The sequence below is a fragment of the Streptomyces sp. NPDC127097 genome (genome assembly GCF_042724075.1).
GTDB lineage: Bacteria > Actinomycetota > Actinomycetes > Streptomycetales > Streptomycetaceae > Streptomyces.
In genome coordinates, this window is record NZ_JBHXFI010000072.1 from 1 (window position 1) to 15,699 (window position 15,699).

Sequence of the window (15,699 nt, forward strand, 5' to 3'; positions counted from 1 at the left end):
GCCGGGGTGCGTGTGCACCCCGGCCGCCGCGGGTTCCGGGTCACGGGCTCAGCCGGCCCGTCACCCCTGGTGTTCCGTTGTCCTGTTGTCGTGCGCCGGCCGGCCGCTCGCCCGCCGGTCCGCCGGCCTCAGCAGCCGCGGTCGACGAGATCGAACGTCTTGTAGTGGTCGGCGGTGTAGTAGTCCTCTTGCTTCTTCTCGCCGGCCACGACGCGCCGCGCACCGCGGTCGGGCGAGCCCGGAGTGACGACGGTGTACTCGTGGTAGTAGCCGTCGCTCTGGGACGGGAGGATGCCCTCCCGGTTGTCGAAGACCGTGCCGTCCTTCGGATACGGGTAGGGTCCGCCCTTCTCGATCAGATCGAGGGTGTCGTGCGCCTGCGAAGGCAGCTTCGAGTAGCAGACCTTGCCGACGTCCTGGATGTGCACGGACGAGACGTGCGCCGACGTGGCGTACGAGGTGGCCGCGTGCGTCGTGGCGACGGCAGGGGTGGCGGAGACAGCGGTCCCGCCGATGAGAAGGGCCGAAGCGAGGGCGCCGACGGCGCCGAACTTGGTGATCCGTGGGGGGATTCTCATGCCCTCCAGAATGACGCGCGTAGACGTGACCCTGTCAATCCCAACCAGCGGAAGTTTTCCGGGAGTTCACAAGCCCGCCCCACCAACTCCCGCAAATTTCCGCATATCCCGGGCCACGAGTGATCAGGTCTGGATGCGCGGGGAGCGGGCGGCGGCGTAGCGGCGGCGGTTGTCCTTGATCTCCCGCTGGTGCGCCGAGGCCCATTCGCCGAGGGCCACCATGGAGTCCAGCAGCGTTGCACCGAGCGGCGTGAGCGCGTAGTCGACGCGCGGGGGAACGCTGGGGTACACGGTACGGGTGAGGAGCCCGTCGCGTTCGAGCTGGCGCAGGGTCAGGGTGAGCATGCGCTGCGAGATGCCGCTGACCGCACGGTGGAGTGCGCTGAAGCGCAGCGTCCCGTCCCGGAGTCGCCCGATGACCGGGATGCTCCACTTGTCGCCGATCAGGGCGAGGATCCGCAGTACCTCCCGGCACACGTCGTCGTCCGGCTCACCCTCCGGCGCACCGCCAGGCGGCGGCTGGTCCGGCGCCTGCCGACCGGCCGTCGAGGTGTTCCTGCGGGACCGCAGCGAAGAGGCCATCGGCACCCCGGAGGCATTCCGCACCCTCGTCGCCGAGCACGCCGGAAAGCACCGCTGACCCGCCTCACCGGCGGAGGTGAGGCGGCCCGCACCACGTCTTACCGGTGCGGAGCGGTACCGGACAGGCCGTCCGGGAATTCCCGTACGGTCGCGGCGAAGGCGGCCGGCGCCTCGTCGTGGACCCAGTGGCCGCAGCCCTCCAGTTCGCGCAGCTCCGTATGGGGCCTGCGGGCGGCCATCCGTCTGGCCATCGTGGTGGGCAGGACGAAACTGCTGACGCCGTGCACGAGCAGGGCGGGCAGCCGGCGGTCCAGCTTTTTGCCTCTGAGGCAAATCTTTTGCCCGGGAGGTGAAAGGTCGCTATACCGGGGATATGACCGAGCTCCCCGACGAGCCCGCCGGCGCTTCGCCGGATGAGCTGTCCACCGTTGCGCCGCGCCTGCGTGACCTGCGGCGACGCAGTGGTCTCACGCTGGAGACCGCGGCCCGGCTGGTGGGGCTCTCGCCCGCGCATCTCTCACGGCTGGAGACCGGTCAGCGCCAGCCTTCGCTGCCGATGCTGCTGGCGCTGGCCCGTACGTATGGCACCACGGTATCCGACCTGCTCGGCGAGACCGCTCCGGAGCGGGACCCCATCGTGCGGGCCGGGCGGGCGGAGCCGTCGGAAGCCGGCGGCTGGACGTACTGGACCGCGGGCGCCGCCGGGCGGGCGATGCAGGCGCTGCGGGTGCTGGTGCCGCAGCGGGCGCAGGGCGATCTGGTGCGGGTCCATCCGGGCGAGGAGTGGCTGTACGTCCTAGAGGGGCGGCTGCGGCTGACGCTCGGCGCGGCCGTGCATGTGCTGGAGCCGGGGGACGCGGCGCACTTTGACTCGCTGACGCCGCACCGGCTCTCCGCCGTCTCGCGGGGCGGGGCGGAGCTGCTGTTCGTCCACACGCTCCTCCAGAGCGGGGCCGCCGAGCTGTGCCTCGGCGACGACACCAGGCGCCGCGGGCTGTGAGCCCCAGGCACCGTTTTTGAGGGAAGGACCCACCGTGGTGCCCGATCAGACCGTTCCTGCCACTCCCCCGTCGTCGGAACCGCTCGCCGAGGCGGTGCCCGGCCGGAAGTACGTCGAGAACAAGCCACCCCGCGGGCTGTATGTGCGGGTGTTCATCTATGTCATCGCGACGCATGTGCTACTGGCGATGATGAGTCTTGTGGTGATCGCCGCGAACAACCGCTAGCGGGCGCCCCCTTGGGAGGGCGCTCCGCGCGGTGGTGGCAACGTCCATCCTTTCCGTCCGAAAGTCCATTGCCCCGGTGGGGCGGCCAGGTGAAGCCTGCTGGCGCGAAGAGGTCGCACGACTCCTGTCCCTGAGCCTCGCCGCACCGAGGAGGACCGAAGGATGCACCGTACGCGCACCGCGGCGGCCACCGCGCTGGCCACGGCCCTGGCCCTGATCCCCCTGACGGGCATGGCGGGGCCGCCGGGCTCCGGAGGGAAGGCGGGGCGGGACGGGGACCATCCCGGAGGCACCGTATCCCAGGCCATTTCGCCCACGCCCCGGTCCGTCCGGAGCCGGTCCGACCGGGTCGCCGTCACCCCGTCCGTGACCGTCGTCGCCGGGCCGCGCGCCGATGCGGCGGCGCTGGCCGTCGTCGAGACGTCGCTGAAGGACGCCGGTGCGCGGCGGGTCGTGCGGGCCGAACGGGCGCCGGGCGGCGGGCAGTTGTCGGTGTACGTGGACGGTGCGGGCGCGGCGCGGGCGCTGGCGGAGCTGGGCGCGCGGGACGCCGACGGGCTGCCCGCCGAGGGGTATGCGCTGGCCGTCGGCGCGGGCCGGATCGCGCTGGCCGGCAAGGACGCCGCCGGGACCTACTACGCCGCGCAGTCGCTGCGGCAACTGCTGCCGCATGCGCAGCGGCCGGGCGCCCGGGTGCCGGGCACCGTCGTACGGGACTGGCCGGCCACCCCGCTGCGCGGCGTCATCGAGGGGTTCTACGGCACCCCGTGGTCGCACCGGGCCCGGCTCGACCAGCTCGACTTCTACGGCGCGCACAAGATGAACCTCTATGTGTACTCGCCCAAGGACGACGCCTATCTGCGGGAGAAGTGGCGCGATCCGTACCCCGAGGAGCAGTTGGCGCAGATCAAGGAGCTGGTGGACCGGGCGCGGGCGCGGCATGTGGAGTTCACCTATGCGCTCTCCCCGGGGCTGTCCGTCTGCTACAGCTCCGACGCAGATCTCCGGGCGCTGACCGCCAAGTTCGAGACGTTGTGGGACATCGGGGTGCGGACCTTCGCGGTGCCGTTGGACGACATCAGTTACACGGACTGGAACTGCGCGGCGGACAAGGACCAATTCGGGACCGGCGGCGGGGCGGCCGGGGCCGCGCAGGCGCATCTGCTCAACCGCGTGAACCAGGAGTTCATCGCCCGGCATCCGGGCGCCGAGCCGCTCCAGATGGTGCCGACCGAGTACTACGACGTGCAGCCGTCGCCGTACAAGACGGCGCTGGCCACCCAGCTGGACGAGGAGGTGCTGGTGGAGTGGACGGGGGTGGGGGTGATCGCGCCGACGATGACGGTCGCCCAGGCCCGGCAGGCCCGGGAGGTCTTCGGCCACCCGATCCTGACCTGGGACAACTACCCGGTCAACGACTACGTGACCAACCGGCTGCTGCTCGGTCCGTTCAACGGCCGGGAGAAGGGGCTGCCGGCGCAGCTGGCGGGGATCAGTGCGAACCCGATGATCCAGCCCGCGGCGTCCAAGCTCGCGCTGTATACGGTGGCGGACTACGCGTGGAACGACTCCGCGTATGACGCCCGGACGTCCTGGGGCGGGGCGATCGACGAGCTGGCCGGCGGTGACGCCCGTACGGCACGGGCGCTGCGGGCCTTCGCGGACGCCCATTACGCCTCGGCGCTCAACCCGCGGCAGGCGCCCGAACTGGCCGCCGCCATCGAGGAGTTCGGCAAGGACGGGGAGGCGCGGCGGCTCGATGCGGTGCTGCGGGACCTTCAGGAGGCGCCGGCGGTGCTGCGGGACCGGCTCGCCGACCGGGGCTTCGTGCAGGACAGCGCGCCGTGGCTGGACGCGACCCGGGCCTGGGGCGTCGCGGCCCGTACGGCGCTGCGGCTGATCGAGGCGACCAAGGCGGACGACGGCGCGCGGGCCTGGCAACTACGGCAGCGGATCCCGGAGCTGGTGCGGACCGCCAGGTCGTTCGTGTACGTGGACATGGCCGGGAAGCGGATTCCGGTGCTGGTGGCGGACGGGGTGCTGGACACCTTCGTCGAGGACGCGGTGGCCGCGCACGACCGGGCGCTGGGTGTCACCGGCCGTCCCAAGGGCTCGACGGATCTCGCCGTCTACCAGGACAACGCGGTCTCCCGTATGACCGATGGCGATGACGCCACGTACTTCTGGAGCGGCGCGGGACCCAAGGCCGGTTCCTTCGTGGAGCTGGATCTGCACGCCGAGCGTCCGCTGGGCGCGGTCACCCTGGCGATGGGCAAGAGCGGCAGCCCGGACGACTATCTGCGGCACGGCGTCCTGGAGTACTCGTCGGACCGGAAGAACTGGCAGCGGCTGGCCGCGTTCGACGGGAAGGCCGAGGTGCGCGCCGAGCCGCCGGCCGGTGTCCGGGCCCGGTACGTCCGAGCCCGGGCCACCCAGGCGCAGGACCACTGGCTGGTGGTGCGGGAGTTCGCGTTGGCCGGGGCCGACGCGGGCACGGTGGCCGGTGGCCCGCCCGCGGCGGAGGGCAGCGCGCTGCGAGCGGCGGCGGACGGCGATCCGGCGACCGCCTATCGCGCGGCGCGGGCGGCGCAGCCCGGCGAGACCCTGGAGTTCACGCCCGGCGCGCCCCGCGCGGCGCGGTCCGTGGTCGTGCTGCGGCCGCAGGGCGCGCCGTCCGGGGCGGCGGAGGTCGAGGTCCGTACGGGCGGCGCCTGGCGCACGCTCGGCACGCTGTCCGGCGCCTATACGCGGCTCGCGGCGGGCGACGGCCCGGTCGGGGGCGTCCGGCTGGTGTGGCGGGCCGGGACCGCGGCGCCCGAGGTCAACGAGGTGGTGGTGCACTGAGGGGGGACTGAGGGGTACGGGCCGCGTGGTGCGCCCGTACCGCCCGGTGCACGGTGGACGCGGCACGCCCGAAGGTGCGCCGCGTCCCCCTTCCGCGGCGGACGGCGGTTCGCCCGTAGGCGTCGCGTCATCTCCCCCGCTGCGGCCGCCCCGCGCCCTAATCTGAGGTGCTGGCCGCCGCCCTCGCCCCGGAGGAGACCGACTCATGGCCCGAACCGCTCCCGATGCCCCTCGTCCGACCGCGGCCGTCGTGCTGGACGACGCGGTCCGCGCGCTCGCCCCGGACTCCGCCGCCAACCGGCTGGTCTCGCAGATCGAGGCGGGTGCGGCACCGCGCTCCGTGTTCGCCACCTTCGCCCTCGAACAGCACCAGGTGATCGCCGCCGACCGGCTCAGCTTCCAGCATCTGGCGCGGCGGGCGGACGGCGATCCGCCCGTGGCCGACTTCTTCGATCTGCTCGCCCAGGGCGAGACGCGGGCGCTGAAGCAGCTGGCCGGGCTGGCGGACGCCTGTGAGCTGACCGCGCGGGAGATCGCGGACTACCAGCCGCGGCCGGGCTGTCAGGCGTATCCGTCCTACGCGGCGCGGCTCGCGCTGGGCGGCGAGCCGGCCGATGTGGCGATCGCGCTGACCGCCAACTTCGCCGCCTGGGGCGGCTATTGCGCGATCGTGGCGGCGGCGATGCGGGACCACTACGGCTTCCCCGAGGCGGCCCGTGGCTTCTTCGGCCTCTTCGCCGAGCCCGCCCCGGCCGTCGAGGAGAAGGCCCGCGAGGCGGTCCAGCACGGCCTCGACACCGGTCAGGCGCAGCCGGCCACGGCGCATCGCTACGGCCGTCTCCTCCAGGCGTACGAGCTCATGTTCTGGCATTCCGTCGCCGAGTGAACCGGCCGGGCCCGGCGCGCCCGCACGACCCGGTGGCCGAGGAGACGGGCCGGCTCCTGCCGCCAGGAGCGGCCCCGGGCCGGTGGGGCTGACGCGGCCCGGTGGTACTGACGCGGGCCCGGTGGTGCTGAAGCACGCCCGGTGGGACTGACGCATGATCAGGGTCGACACCACCGGGCCGGGGCCCGGCGCGGTCAGCCGCTCAGCTCGTCGTGGCGCGCGACCAGCCGGCGCATGCCGTCCGCGGTGAGGGAGCCGTGCAGACGCAGCCGGGCTATGCCCCCGTCCGGGAAGATGTCGATCCGGACGTGGGTGACGGGCGGGGCGCCGTCCGGCAGGAAGCGGTGCACGGTATCGGGTTGCAGGCGGGTGCGGGGCAGCAGTTCGACCCAGTCGCCGCTCTCGCCGTCGCGGCCGGACAGGGCCGCCCAGCCCGCCGAGTTGCCCTTGAGGAAGCCGGTGTCGATCTCCACCGCGCGGATCACGGACCGCTCGGTGAGGCGGTAGCGGACCCAGTCGTTGCCGGTGCCGCGGCGGCGCCGGGTCTCCCAGCCGTCGTCCATCTTGCGGGAGCGGCCCGGCTGGATGGTGTGGGTGGGTGAGGAGTAGAAGCGGTCCGAGGCGTCCTCGACCCGGCCGCCGTTCTCCAGCGCCACGACATCGAAGGTGCCCAGTGCGGCAAGCCAGCCGGGGTCCGGAACGACCTCTCCATGGGCCCGGAGGCGGGCGATACCGCCGTCGGGATGCTGGTTGAGGCGCAGATGGGTGAAGCGGCGGCCGGTGTCGACGGGGAAGCCGTTGGCGGCGTGGCCGCCGATGGTGGTCCGGGGGACGAGCGGCGTCCAGGTCACCTCGTCGGCGAGGAGTCCGGCCGGCGACGGCGAGCCCTCTACGCAGGTGCCCTCGACGCTGACGGACCGCGGGTAGTTGCCGCGGAAGTGGGCGGTGTCGACGATGATGCCGTGGACCACGCCGGGGGCGCCGAGCCGGATCAGCGCCCAGTCGTGGTCCTCGTCCGCCGGGAACGGGTGGTCGCCGTCGGTGCCACGCCGTCTGCGGGTCTCCCAGCCGTCCATGATCTTGCCCTTGTGGCCGAACGCCTCGGGGTCGAACTGGGCGGGCCCGGGGGTGAGGAGGTTCTCCCGCTCGGCGAAGAACTCGTCGTTCGCGGCGATGACGCCCGCGCCCAGCCGCCGGTCGGCCAGGTCGGGGAGGTGGGTGAAGGGGAAGCCGGCGGGGCCGGGGGTGCGGTAGTCGGCATACGGGTCGCCGCCCGGGTACGGGCCCGCGTCACCGGTGTAGCGGGGCGGCTCGTCGGTGGTCATGGGCGGTGCGGCCGTTCGAGCAGTTCGCCGGTGGGTTCGGCGAGGGTGCTGCCGTCGTTGATCCGGCGGCCGCGCAGCCAGGTGGACCGTACGACGCCGTACAGGGTCTTGCCGGCGTAGGCGGTGATCTTGTTGCGGTGCTGGAGGGCCTGTGGGTCGACGGTGAAGGTCTCCTCGGGGGCGAGGACCGTGAAGTCCGCGTCCCGGCCGGGCTCGATGGCGCCCTTCCGGTCGAGGCCGACCAGCGCCGCCGGCGCGGTGGCCATCCAGCGCACCACGTCGTCGAGGGTGTGGCCGCGCTCGCGGGCCTCGGTCCAGATGGCGGGCAGCCCGAGCTGGAGGGAGGAGATGCCGCCCCAGGCCGCGCCGAAGTCGGCGGTCTTGAGGTCGGCGGTGGACGGCGAGTGGTCGGAGACGATGCAGTCGATGGTGCCGTCGGCCAGGCCCTCCCACAGGGCGTCCTGGTTGGCGGCCTCGCGGATCGGCGGGCAGCACTTGAACTCCGTTGCGCCGTCCGGGATTTCCTCGGCGGTCAGGGTCAGGAAGTGCGGGCACGATTCGACGGTGATCCGGACGCCCTCGCGCTTGGCGGCGGCGATCAGCGGCAGTGCGTCGCTGGAGGACAGATGCAGGACATGGACCCGTGCGCCGAGCCGCTGGGCGAGGACGATCAGCCCGGCGATGGCGTCGTTCTCGGAGATCCGCGGGCGGGAGGCGAGGAAGTCGGCGTACTTGGGGCCGTGTGGTGCGGGTGCGGCGTCCAGGTGGCCCGGGTCCTCGGCGTGCACGATCAGCAGGCCGTCGAAGCCCGCGATCTCGCCGAGGGCGGCGGCCAGTTGCTGCTGGTCGACCTCGGGGAACTCGTCCACGCCGGACGGCGACAGAAAGCATTTGAAGCCGAAGACCCCGGCGTCGTGCAGCGGGCGCAGGTCCTTGACGTTGCCGGGGATCGCGCCGCCCCAGAAGCCGACGTCGATATGGGCCTTGCTGCGGGCGACCGCGCGCTTGGTGTCGAGGTGGGCGGCCGTGGTGGTGGGCGGGAGGCTGTTGAGCGGCATGTCCACGAGGGTGGTGATACCGCCGGCCGCGGCCGCGCGGGTGGCGGTCCAGAAGCCCTCCCACTCGGTGCGGCCGGGGTCGTTGACGTGGACGTGGGTGTCGACGAGGCCGGGCAGCAGGACGTCGTCACCGAAGTCCTCGATCCGCGCCCCGGCCGGAGCCCGGTCGTCGTACGGCAGCACCGCGGCGATCCTGCCGTCCTTGACGACGACGGACGCGGCGCGTGTGCCCTCTGGGGTGACGACGCGCCGGGAGCGCAGCACCAGCTCTGTTTCGGACACCCGGTCCCCTCCTCGTAGCTGTTTTCATCGTGGCGTGCGGGCGGGCGGGGTGCACGGCCGACGGGGTGGCCGTGCCGTCCGGAGCGTTCTCCTCGTGCTCGGACGCCGCACCGATTCAACAATCTGTTGAACGAGTCTTCACTCCGGATCCCGGCCCGTCAAGCCCCCTCCGCCGGTACCGGCAGGACGACCGCCCCGGCCCCCTCGGACGCCGTGGACTCCCCCGCCACAGCGGCGCTGACCTGCGAGGGGATGATCTCGTCCGGGATCGGGCCGGCGCTCGCGGCGGAGCGGTCACGGCCCGGGAGCAGGGCGTAGAGCCCACCGGCGAGCCCCATTCCGAAGACCCAGGAGAACGGCGCCACCACCCCGAAGGCCGGGACCAGGGCGAGCGCGGCGGAGACCGCGGCGGCCGGCAGGAAGGCGGCCACGGCCCTCGGGTTGTAGCCCCGGCGGTAGAAGTACGCACCTCGGGCGTCGGCCGAGAACAGCGCATCGACATCGATCCGGCCCCGGCGCAGCAGGTAGTAGTCGACGAGCAGAATCGCCACCAGCGGACCGAGGAAGGCGCCCAGCGCCCCCAGGAAGTACTGGATCACCAGCGCCGAGGAGTACAGCTTCCAGGGCATGACGACGACGGCCAGCACCGCGGTGATCATGCCGCCACGCCGGAAGTTCAGATACTTCGGCGCGAGATTGGCGAAGTCGTAGGCGGGCGAGACGAAGTTGGCGACGACATTGATGCCGATGGTGGCGACGATGAAGGCCAGCGCGCCGATGACGGTGACCACCGGGTTGTCGATCTTCTGGATCACCTTCACCGGGTCGTAGATCGCCTCCCCGAAGACCGAGATCGTGCCCGCGGTGACCAGTACGGCGACCACCGCGAAGGCGGTGAAGTTCACCGGCAGGCCGATCAGATTGCCGCGCCGGTAGGAGCGGTGGTCGGGCGTGAAGCGCGCGAAGTCCGCGTAATTGAGGACCAGGGTCAGAAAGGTGGCCACGGTCAGACTGACCGCGATGAGGCTCTGTTCGAGCTGCGCGGAGCCGCTGAGCCCGGTAAGGCTGCGGGTCAGCGAGATATCACCGCCGGCCTTGACGACCAGATACACCGCGAGCGCGAGCACCACGAGCCAGACCACCGGACCGGTCGCGAAGTCCTGCACCTTGCGGATGAACTCCATCCCGCGGGTCAGCAGTACGGCCTGAAGCCCCCACATCACCATGAACGCGATCCAGCCCAGGGTGGACAGCCCCAGCACGGAGTTGTGGTGGTAGACCTCCAGGCCCGGCGCGAGCTGAAGGGTCAGCAGGACCACGGCGGTCGAGGCCAGCCAGGTCTGGATGCCGTACCAGGCCACGGCCATGACCGCGCGCAGCAGCGCGGGGATGTTGGCGCCGTAGACGCCCCAGCTCGCCCGGGCGAGCACCGGATAGGGCACCCCGGTCCGGTGTCCGGCGTGGCCCATGCGGTTCATCAGCCAGTAGACGATCGAGATGCCGGCCAGCAGCGCGACGAACACCTCCCAAGCCGGCAGACCGAGCACGAACAGGCTGGCGGCGAAGGCGTAATTGCTGATCGCGTGGGTGTCGGACATCCACAGGGCGAAGATGCTGTACGTGCCCCATTTGCGCTCGGGGGCCGGCGCGAGGTCCTCGTTGAAGAGGCGCGGGTCCGGCTGTGGGGGCTTCGGGGGTGTGGTCACGTGTCCTCCCAGGCAGATGGGGTGGCGCTAGGGAATTATTTGTCAGATGCCTGATGTCTGTGCGGAAAATGCGGTGTGCCGCGGGGAGCCCTGAGCGCGCCCCGGGGACAGATGGGCGCTCAGCGGCCAGGAGCCGATGACCTTCGGGCGGGGCGGCGCGAAACTGCGTCCCGTACTGGTGGTCAGCCCGAGGCCGACGACCGCCTCCGCGAACTTCACCGCCGCGGCGACGCCGTCCACCACCGGCACACCCAGCGCCGCGGCGACCTTCTCCTGGAGCCCGGCCATCCCGCCGCAGCCCAGACAGATCACCTCGGCGCCGTCCCGGACGGCCGCCCGGGCGGTCTCGATGATCACCTCGACGGTGCGCTCCGCGTCCTCCTCCAGCTCCAGGACGCCGAGCCCGGTGCCCCGGACCGCGGCGCAGCGCTGGAGCAGCCCCGCGGTCAGCAGCCGGTCCCGGATCTGCGGTACGGCGCGGTCGAGGGTGGTGACGATGCCGTAGGCGTGGCCGAGCATCATCGCCATTTGGGCGGCGCTCTCGGTGATGTCAAGGACGGGTACGTCCAGCAGTTCCTGGGCGCCCTCCCGGCCCGGTTCGCCGAAACCGGCCATGACCAGCGCGTCGAAGGACAGGTCGAGGGTGGCGAGCCGGTCCAGGACGGCCGCGGCGCTGAGATACCCCTCGAAGTGGCCCTCGATGGACTCCGGCCCCCAGAGGGGTTCGGTGGCGATGATCTCGGTGCCCGGGGCGGCGGCTGTGGTGGCGGTGGCGCGGATCGAAGCGGTCATGGAAGCCGTGGTGTTCGGGTTCATGACGAGAATGCGCATGACGCTCCAGCGATTTGGAGGATTCCACAGAATGGACAGTATGTTTCGCGCAGCAGAACGTAGCTACGGCCACTGGCACCGTCAAGGGATCGGGGCTAGGTATGTGCCCGCCGGTGGCCTCCGCCGGACAAAGCGGGCCTGACCGGCGGGAACGAGTGTGCGAGAGTCCATGTGTCAACGTAAGGGGACCGGTAGGCTTCTCCGGTCGGGCCCGGCGCCCGCACGCCCCAGCCGAGACCGGTCTGACCCGCCCCGAAAGGAACGCTCCGTGCCGCCGTCCAGCGCCAGCCCCTCCGCCGCCGAAGCCAAGCCAGGCGCCAGCGGCGGCGTCCAGTCCCTCGAGCGCGCCTTCGACCTGCTGGAGCGGATGGCCGACGCCGGCGGCGAGGTCGGCCTGAGCGAGCTCTCCACCAGCAGCGGGCTGCCGCTCCCCACCATCCACCGGCTGATGCGCACGCTCGTCGCCTGCGGCTATGTCCGCCAGCAGCCCAACCGCCGCTACGCGCTGGGCCCCCGGCTGATCCGGCTCGGCGAGAGCGCCTCCCGGCTGCTGGGCACCTGGGCCCGGCCGTTCCTGGCCCGTCTGGTCGAGGAGACCGGCGAGACCGCCAATATGGCGCTGCTCGACGGCGACGAGATCGTCTATGTCGCCCAGGTCCCGTCCCGGCACGCGGTACGGATGTTCACCGAGGTCGGTCGCCGGGTGCTGCCGCACTCCACCGGCGTCGGCAAGGCCCTGCTGGCCCACCACCCCGCGGAGGAGGTCCGCGCGCTGCTCGGCCGTACGGGCATGCCCGCCGCGACCGAGAAGACGATCACCGACCCGGACCGCTTCCTGGAAGCGCTCGCCGACGTCCGCCGCCTCGGCTACGCGGTCGACGACAACGAGCAGGAGATCGGCGTCCGCTGCCTGGCGGTGCCGGTGCCCAACTCCCCCACCTCGGCGGCGATCTCCATCTCCGGTCCGACCGGCCGCGTGACCGAGGCGTCGACGGACAAGATCGTGCCGGTGCTTCAGGACGTCGCGGCGCAGCTGTCGGTGGCGCTCGCGAATCAGACGCCGGCGTAACGGGACCCGGCGCATCCCTCGCGGGCCGGCCGGCGGCGTACGGCGCCGGTCCGCGCACGACCGCCGCGGCGCGCACCACCCGTCAGCGAGCCGGTGCGGCACGCCGGCGCTGCGCGCTCCGGTACGGGCCGCGCGGTGGTGGTCACCGGGCGCGGGGCAGCTCGCCGAACCGGTCGATGCCCTCGCGCACCTCTGCCAGCGCGGGCGACAGCGCGCTCACGGAGCCGACGGCCCCGGCGATCAGCAGGAGCGAACGGCGCAGCCGGGGCACCTCGGGCAGCCCGTGACTCACCATCGCGTCCAAGGCGGCCAGCTCGTCGTCGGCGGCCACTCGATCCGCTAACTCCCCCGGAAGTACGGCCAGTTGGCGACGCAGCCGGGCCACTGCCCCGCGCAGTTCCTGGACCCGTGGGTCGCCCTCGACCCCGGTCACTCGTCGGTCCTTCTGAAGCTGTTCCACAACGACGGCGTCCTCCAAAGCCGTTGCCCGTTCCGCAATGCGGGACAGTTAACGCCACTCTGCGCTGATCGCGCCATACGGAGAGCGAAATCGACCGGATCACTGGGGGAATCCGGTGGGTGCGGGCGGGGGCTGACGGGTTCTGGGCTTGACGGGGCGTGGGCTGACGCGTCGCCGGCCTGACGCGTCCGTATTTTTTCCCCGCCGCCCACCCCCCTTCGGGGGGTGGGCGGGTGTAGTGACGAGGGTGCCCACCCCTGACGGGGTGGGGGAGGAGGTGGGGAGGGGGTGGGGAGGGGGTGGGGAGGGGCCGCCGCCCCTCCCCCTCAGGAGTCCTGCTCCGGCTCCACCGCGTTGCGCCAGACCCGGACGTCGATGGTCATGTAGCTGCTGGGGTCCGACTTCGGGGCGTAGCCCTTGAAGGTGATCAGTGCGACATGGCCGTACTTGGTGGTGAGGCACATCTGGGCGCCCTTGGAGAGCTGCTTGGTCAGGATGCTGTCGGTGAACCGGGTTTCGCTGCGGCAGGTGGCGAGGCTGCCCTCCTGGCCGGCGTTGAGCAGCACCAGCTTGCCGGTCTCGGTGTCGATCTCGTCGTCCGTGTAGGTGTTGTCCGTGTACGAGAAGTCGATGTCCGTGTCGTTGTCGGAGTTGCTCGGACGGACCGGCTCGTCGGCCAGCGAAATGTGGTAGTCGTCGGGCAGGTTGATGGTCTTGTAGTCGACCGGGGCCGGGTCCTGCGCCGGGGCGTCGTCCTCGTCGTCACCGGGGCTCGCGGTCGGGTCCGCGGCGGGCGTCGGCGAGGAGTGCTTGTTCGCCGTCCTGCTGTCGCCGGTGGCCTGGTTGCCCTTCTTCTGGCCGTCGCCCTTCATGACGGTGTAGACGGCGGCGCCGCCGGCGCCCGCGAAGGCCAGCAGACAGACCACCACCAGGGCCGCCAGCAGCCCCTTGCGCTTCTTCTTCGGCGGCTGCGCGGCGGGCACGGCGGCGGTCGGGCCGGTCGTCGCCGGGCCGGTGACCGTGGGACCGGTGGCGGCCGCGCCCATGGCCGTCGGCGCGGCGGCCCCGGCGGCGGTCGGCGCGTAGGCCGACGGGCCGAAGCCGGGCGGCGGGGTCTGCGGGTGGTTCAGCGCGGTCGGCACTGGCGCGGCCGGCGCCGCGGGCCGGGTCGGCGGCTGGGCCGGCGGAGCCGGTGACTGGGCGGGCGGGACCGGCGGCTGGGCCGGGGCACCCGCGGTGGGCGCCTCCAGCGGGGGCGGCGGCGTCTGTGCGGGCGCGGGCGCGGCGGCCCGGGTGGTGATGTCGGCGGCGACGGCGGTGGGCAGCCACTCCTCGGGGCGGCGCAGCTGCGTCTGCCCGGAGGCCGCGCCGCACAGCTCGATCACCTCGGCGACGGACGGCCGGTCCGACGCCTCCTTGGACAGGCAGCGGGTCACCAACTCCCGCAGCTCGTCGGGGAGTCCGGTCAGGTCCGGCTCCTCGTGGACGATGCGGTAGAGCACTCCGTGCGAGGTGCCCTCGCCGAACGCGGGGGTGCCGATGGCGGCGTAGGCGGCGACCTGGCCGAGCGCGAAGACATCGGTGGCGGGGCTGATGGTGCTGCCCGCAGCCTGCTCGGGCGCCATGAAGGTGGGGGTGCCGACGGTGACGCCACTACTGGTCAGGGACGTGGCGTCGGCGGCGCGGGCGATTCCGAAGTCGATGACGCGCGGGCCGTCGGCGGCCAGCAGCACATTGGACGGCTTCAGATCGCGGTGCACGATGCCCGCGCCGTGGATGACCTGAAGTGCCTCGGCGATCCCGGCGACCAGCAGCAGCACGGCCGGCACGGGCAGCTTGCCGTGCTCGGCGACCGCCGCGCCGAGCGAGGGGCCGGGGACGTACGCGGTGGCGAGCCAGGGGTTGGGGCCTTCGGCGTCGCTGTCGATGACCGGCGCGGTGTACAGGCCCTGGACGCGCTGTGCGGACTGCACCTCCTGCTTGAAACGGCGGCGGAACTCCGCGTCCTCGCTGAACTCGGGGCGGATCACCTTGATGGCCACCGGCCGCCCGCCCGGCGTGTAGGAGAGATAGACCTTCCCCATACCGCCGGAGCCGAGCCTTGCCGTGAGGCGATAGCCCGCGATCACCCGCGGATCGTCACCTTCCAACGGCTGAAAGATTCCGGACACGCCTGAACTGTTCACCACTACTACCGTCCCCCGGCTCAAAAAAGGCCCGCCACGTCGGCACGACGACCACAACATCCGCAACGGGAAAGAACCTTATCCGGCCAGGCGCCACACCCTCACATCGCCGGTCGGCGACCCGACCGCCTTGTCCGAAGGGCCGGTTTCGCGAAGGCTTTTGGCGTCCGAGGCGGCTCGGAACCGGCCCTGACGCGCGGTGCCCAAAATTGGCCTGATGATGCGTCGGCACATTCGTTCCCCACACCACCCGTTGGTGTGGGCACGCGCGATCCGATGCGTATGGCGCGGCACGATGGAGCATTCTCCCTTTCAAGGAAATATCCGGCATATCACTGGATCGGAGAATGCCATGGAGCCCCACTCCGGCCCCGGCTCGAACCCCCGCCGCGTCAGCGTCGTCCAGCTCATCTGCCGCGCGTACGGCCTGTCGGACGCCTCGGAAATCACGATGGAGCACATAGACCGCTATGTCGCCGAACGCCGGCGGGCGGAGGAACAGACGCACCAGCTGCGCGACCGGCTCCGACCACACATTCCCCGGCCGCGAGCCGCCGGTGACGCGGCCTGACCCGGTCGGCCGCGCCCCAACGGGCCGCGGAGCGGGGCGCCATGAGGTAAGCAGTCCCCATGGCACCGACAACACCGAAAGACCCGCGAGAACGG

At 72.1% G+C, this 15,699-nt stretch carries 14 protein-coding genes and 1 pseudogene; 6 read left to right on the top strand and 9 right to left on the bottom strand.

The window, feature by feature from the left end; genetic code table 11:
- Positions 1 to 128: 128 nt before the first annotated feature.
- From ACFWJW_RS33725 to ACFWJW_RS33735, 3 genes and pseudogenes are all read right to left on the bottom strand, one after another.
- Entirely contained in the window at positions 129 to 578 is a 450-nt protein-coding gene (locus ACFWJW_RS33725; RefSeq protein WP_387248325.1) for a ribonuclease domain-containing protein, read from the bottom strand.
- 123 nt (positions 579 to 701) lie between these two features.
- Positions 702 to 1,160 (bottom strand): winged helix-turn-helix transcriptional regulator, encoded by a 459-nt coding sequence (locus ACFWJW_RS33730; protein WP_387248328.1) that lies wholly within the window; start codon positions 1,158 to 1,160, stop codon positions 702 to 704.
- A 98-nt stretch (positions 1,161 to 1,258) separates the two neighbouring features.
- A pseudogene (locus ACFWJW_RS33735) lies at positions 1,259 to 1,531 on the bottom strand (alpha/beta fold hydrolase); the annotation flags it as partial.
- Between the two features lie 2 nt (positions 1,532 to 1,533).
- Here ACFWJW_RS33735 and ACFWJW_RS33740 point away from each other — a divergent pair.
- From ACFWJW_RS33740 to ACFWJW_RS33755, 4 genes are all read left to right on the top strand, one after another.
- A complete protein-coding gene (locus ACFWJW_RS33740) occupies positions 1,534 to 2,160 on the top strand; it encodes a helix-turn-helix domain-containing protein (protein WP_387248330.1) in 627 nt (208 codons plus the stop codon).
- A 37-nt stretch (positions 2,161 to 2,197) separates the two neighbouring features.
- Positions 2,198 to 2,386: a DUF6126 family protein gene (locus ACFWJW_RS33745; protein WP_387248332.1), complete on the top strand. Its 189-nt coding sequence runs from the start codon at positions 2,198 to 2,200 to the stop codon at positions 2,384 to 2,386.
- A gap of 162 nt (positions 2,387 to 2,548) precedes the next feature.
- Positions 2,549 to 5,230 carry a beta-N-acetylglucosaminidase domain-containing protein gene (locus ACFWJW_RS33750; RefSeq protein ID WP_387248334.1) on the top strand — a complete coding sequence of 894 codons (2,682 nt, stop codon included), beginning with the start codon at positions 2,549 to 2,551 and terminating at the stop codon, positions 5,228 to 5,230.
- Between the two features lie 205 nt (positions 5,231 to 5,435).
- Positions 5,436 to 6,116, top strand: coding sequence for a transcriptional regulator (locus ACFWJW_RS33755; protein ID WP_387248337.1), 681 nt, complete (start codon positions 5,436 to 5,438; stop codon positions 6,114 to 6,116).
- 194 nt (positions 6,117 to 6,310) lie between these two features.
- Here the strand turns inward: ACFWJW_RS33755 and alc are convergent, their stop codons facing one another.
- From alc to ACFWJW_RS33775, 4 genes are all read right to left on the bottom strand, one after another.
- The gene (alc, locus tag ACFWJW_RS33760) at positions 6,311 to 7,441 is read right to left on the bottom strand and encodes an allantoicase (RefSeq protein ID WP_387248339.1); all 1,131 of its coding nucleotides are present in this window, start codon (positions 7,439 to 7,441) and stop codon (positions 6,311 to 6,313) included.
- Positions 7,438 to 8,781, bottom strand: coding sequence for an allantoinase AllB (gene allB, locus ACFWJW_RS33765; protein ID WP_387248342.1), 1,344 nt, complete (start codon positions 8,779 to 8,781; stop codon positions 7,438 to 7,440). Before allB ends, alc begins: the two co-directional genes overlap by 4 nt.
- Before the next feature lie 158 nt (positions 8,782 to 8,939).
- The gene (locus ACFWJW_RS33770; protein ID WP_387248345.1) at positions 8,940 to 10,487 is read right to left on the bottom strand and encodes an NCS1 family nucleobase:cation symporter-1; all 1,548 of its coding nucleotides are present in this window, start codon (positions 10,485 to 10,487) and stop codon (positions 8,940 to 8,942) included.
- Between the two features lie 42 nt (positions 10,488 to 10,529).
- Complete coding sequence (locus tag ACFWJW_RS33775; protein ID WP_387248347.1) at positions 10,530 to 11,318, bottom strand: aspartate/glutamate racemase family protein; 789 nt, start codon at positions 11,316 to 11,318, stop codon at positions 10,530 to 10,532.
- Positions 11,319 to 11,586: 268 nt separating this feature from the next.
- On the opposite strand from ACFWJW_RS33775, the gene ACFWJW_RS33780 reads away from it, so the two are divergent.
- The gene (locus tag ACFWJW_RS33780) at positions 11,587 to 12,387 is read left to right on the top strand and encodes an IclR family transcriptional regulator (RefSeq protein ID WP_387248350.1); all 801 of its coding nucleotides are present in this window, start codon (positions 11,587 to 11,589) and stop codon (positions 12,385 to 12,387) included.
- A 142-nt stretch (positions 12,388 to 12,529) separates the two neighbouring features.
- Here the strand turns inward: ACFWJW_RS33780 and ACFWJW_RS33785 are convergent, their stop codons facing one another.
- Both ACFWJW_RS33785 and ACFWJW_RS33790 read right to left on the bottom strand, forming a co-directional pair.
- Positions 12,530 to 12,820: a DUF5955 family protein gene (locus ACFWJW_RS33785; protein ID WP_387248390.1), complete on the bottom strand. Its 291-nt coding sequence runs from the start codon at positions 12,818 to 12,820 to the stop codon at positions 12,530 to 12,532.
- A 353-nt stretch (positions 12,821 to 13,173) separates the two neighbouring features.
- Positions 13,174 to 15,093, bottom strand: coding sequence for a serine/threonine-protein kinase (locus ACFWJW_RS33790; protein ID WP_387248352.1), 1,920 nt, complete (start codon positions 15,091 to 15,093; stop codon positions 13,174 to 13,176).
- A gap of 292 nt (positions 15,094 to 15,385) precedes the next feature.
- On the opposite strand from ACFWJW_RS33790, the gene ACFWJW_RS33795 reads away from it, so the two are divergent.
- Positions 15,386 to 15,604: a hypothetical protein gene (locus ACFWJW_RS33795; protein ID WP_387248354.1), complete on the top strand. Its 219-nt coding sequence runs from the start codon at positions 15,386 to 15,388 to the stop codon at positions 15,602 to 15,604.
- Positions 15,605 to 15,699: the final 95 nt, after the last annotated feature.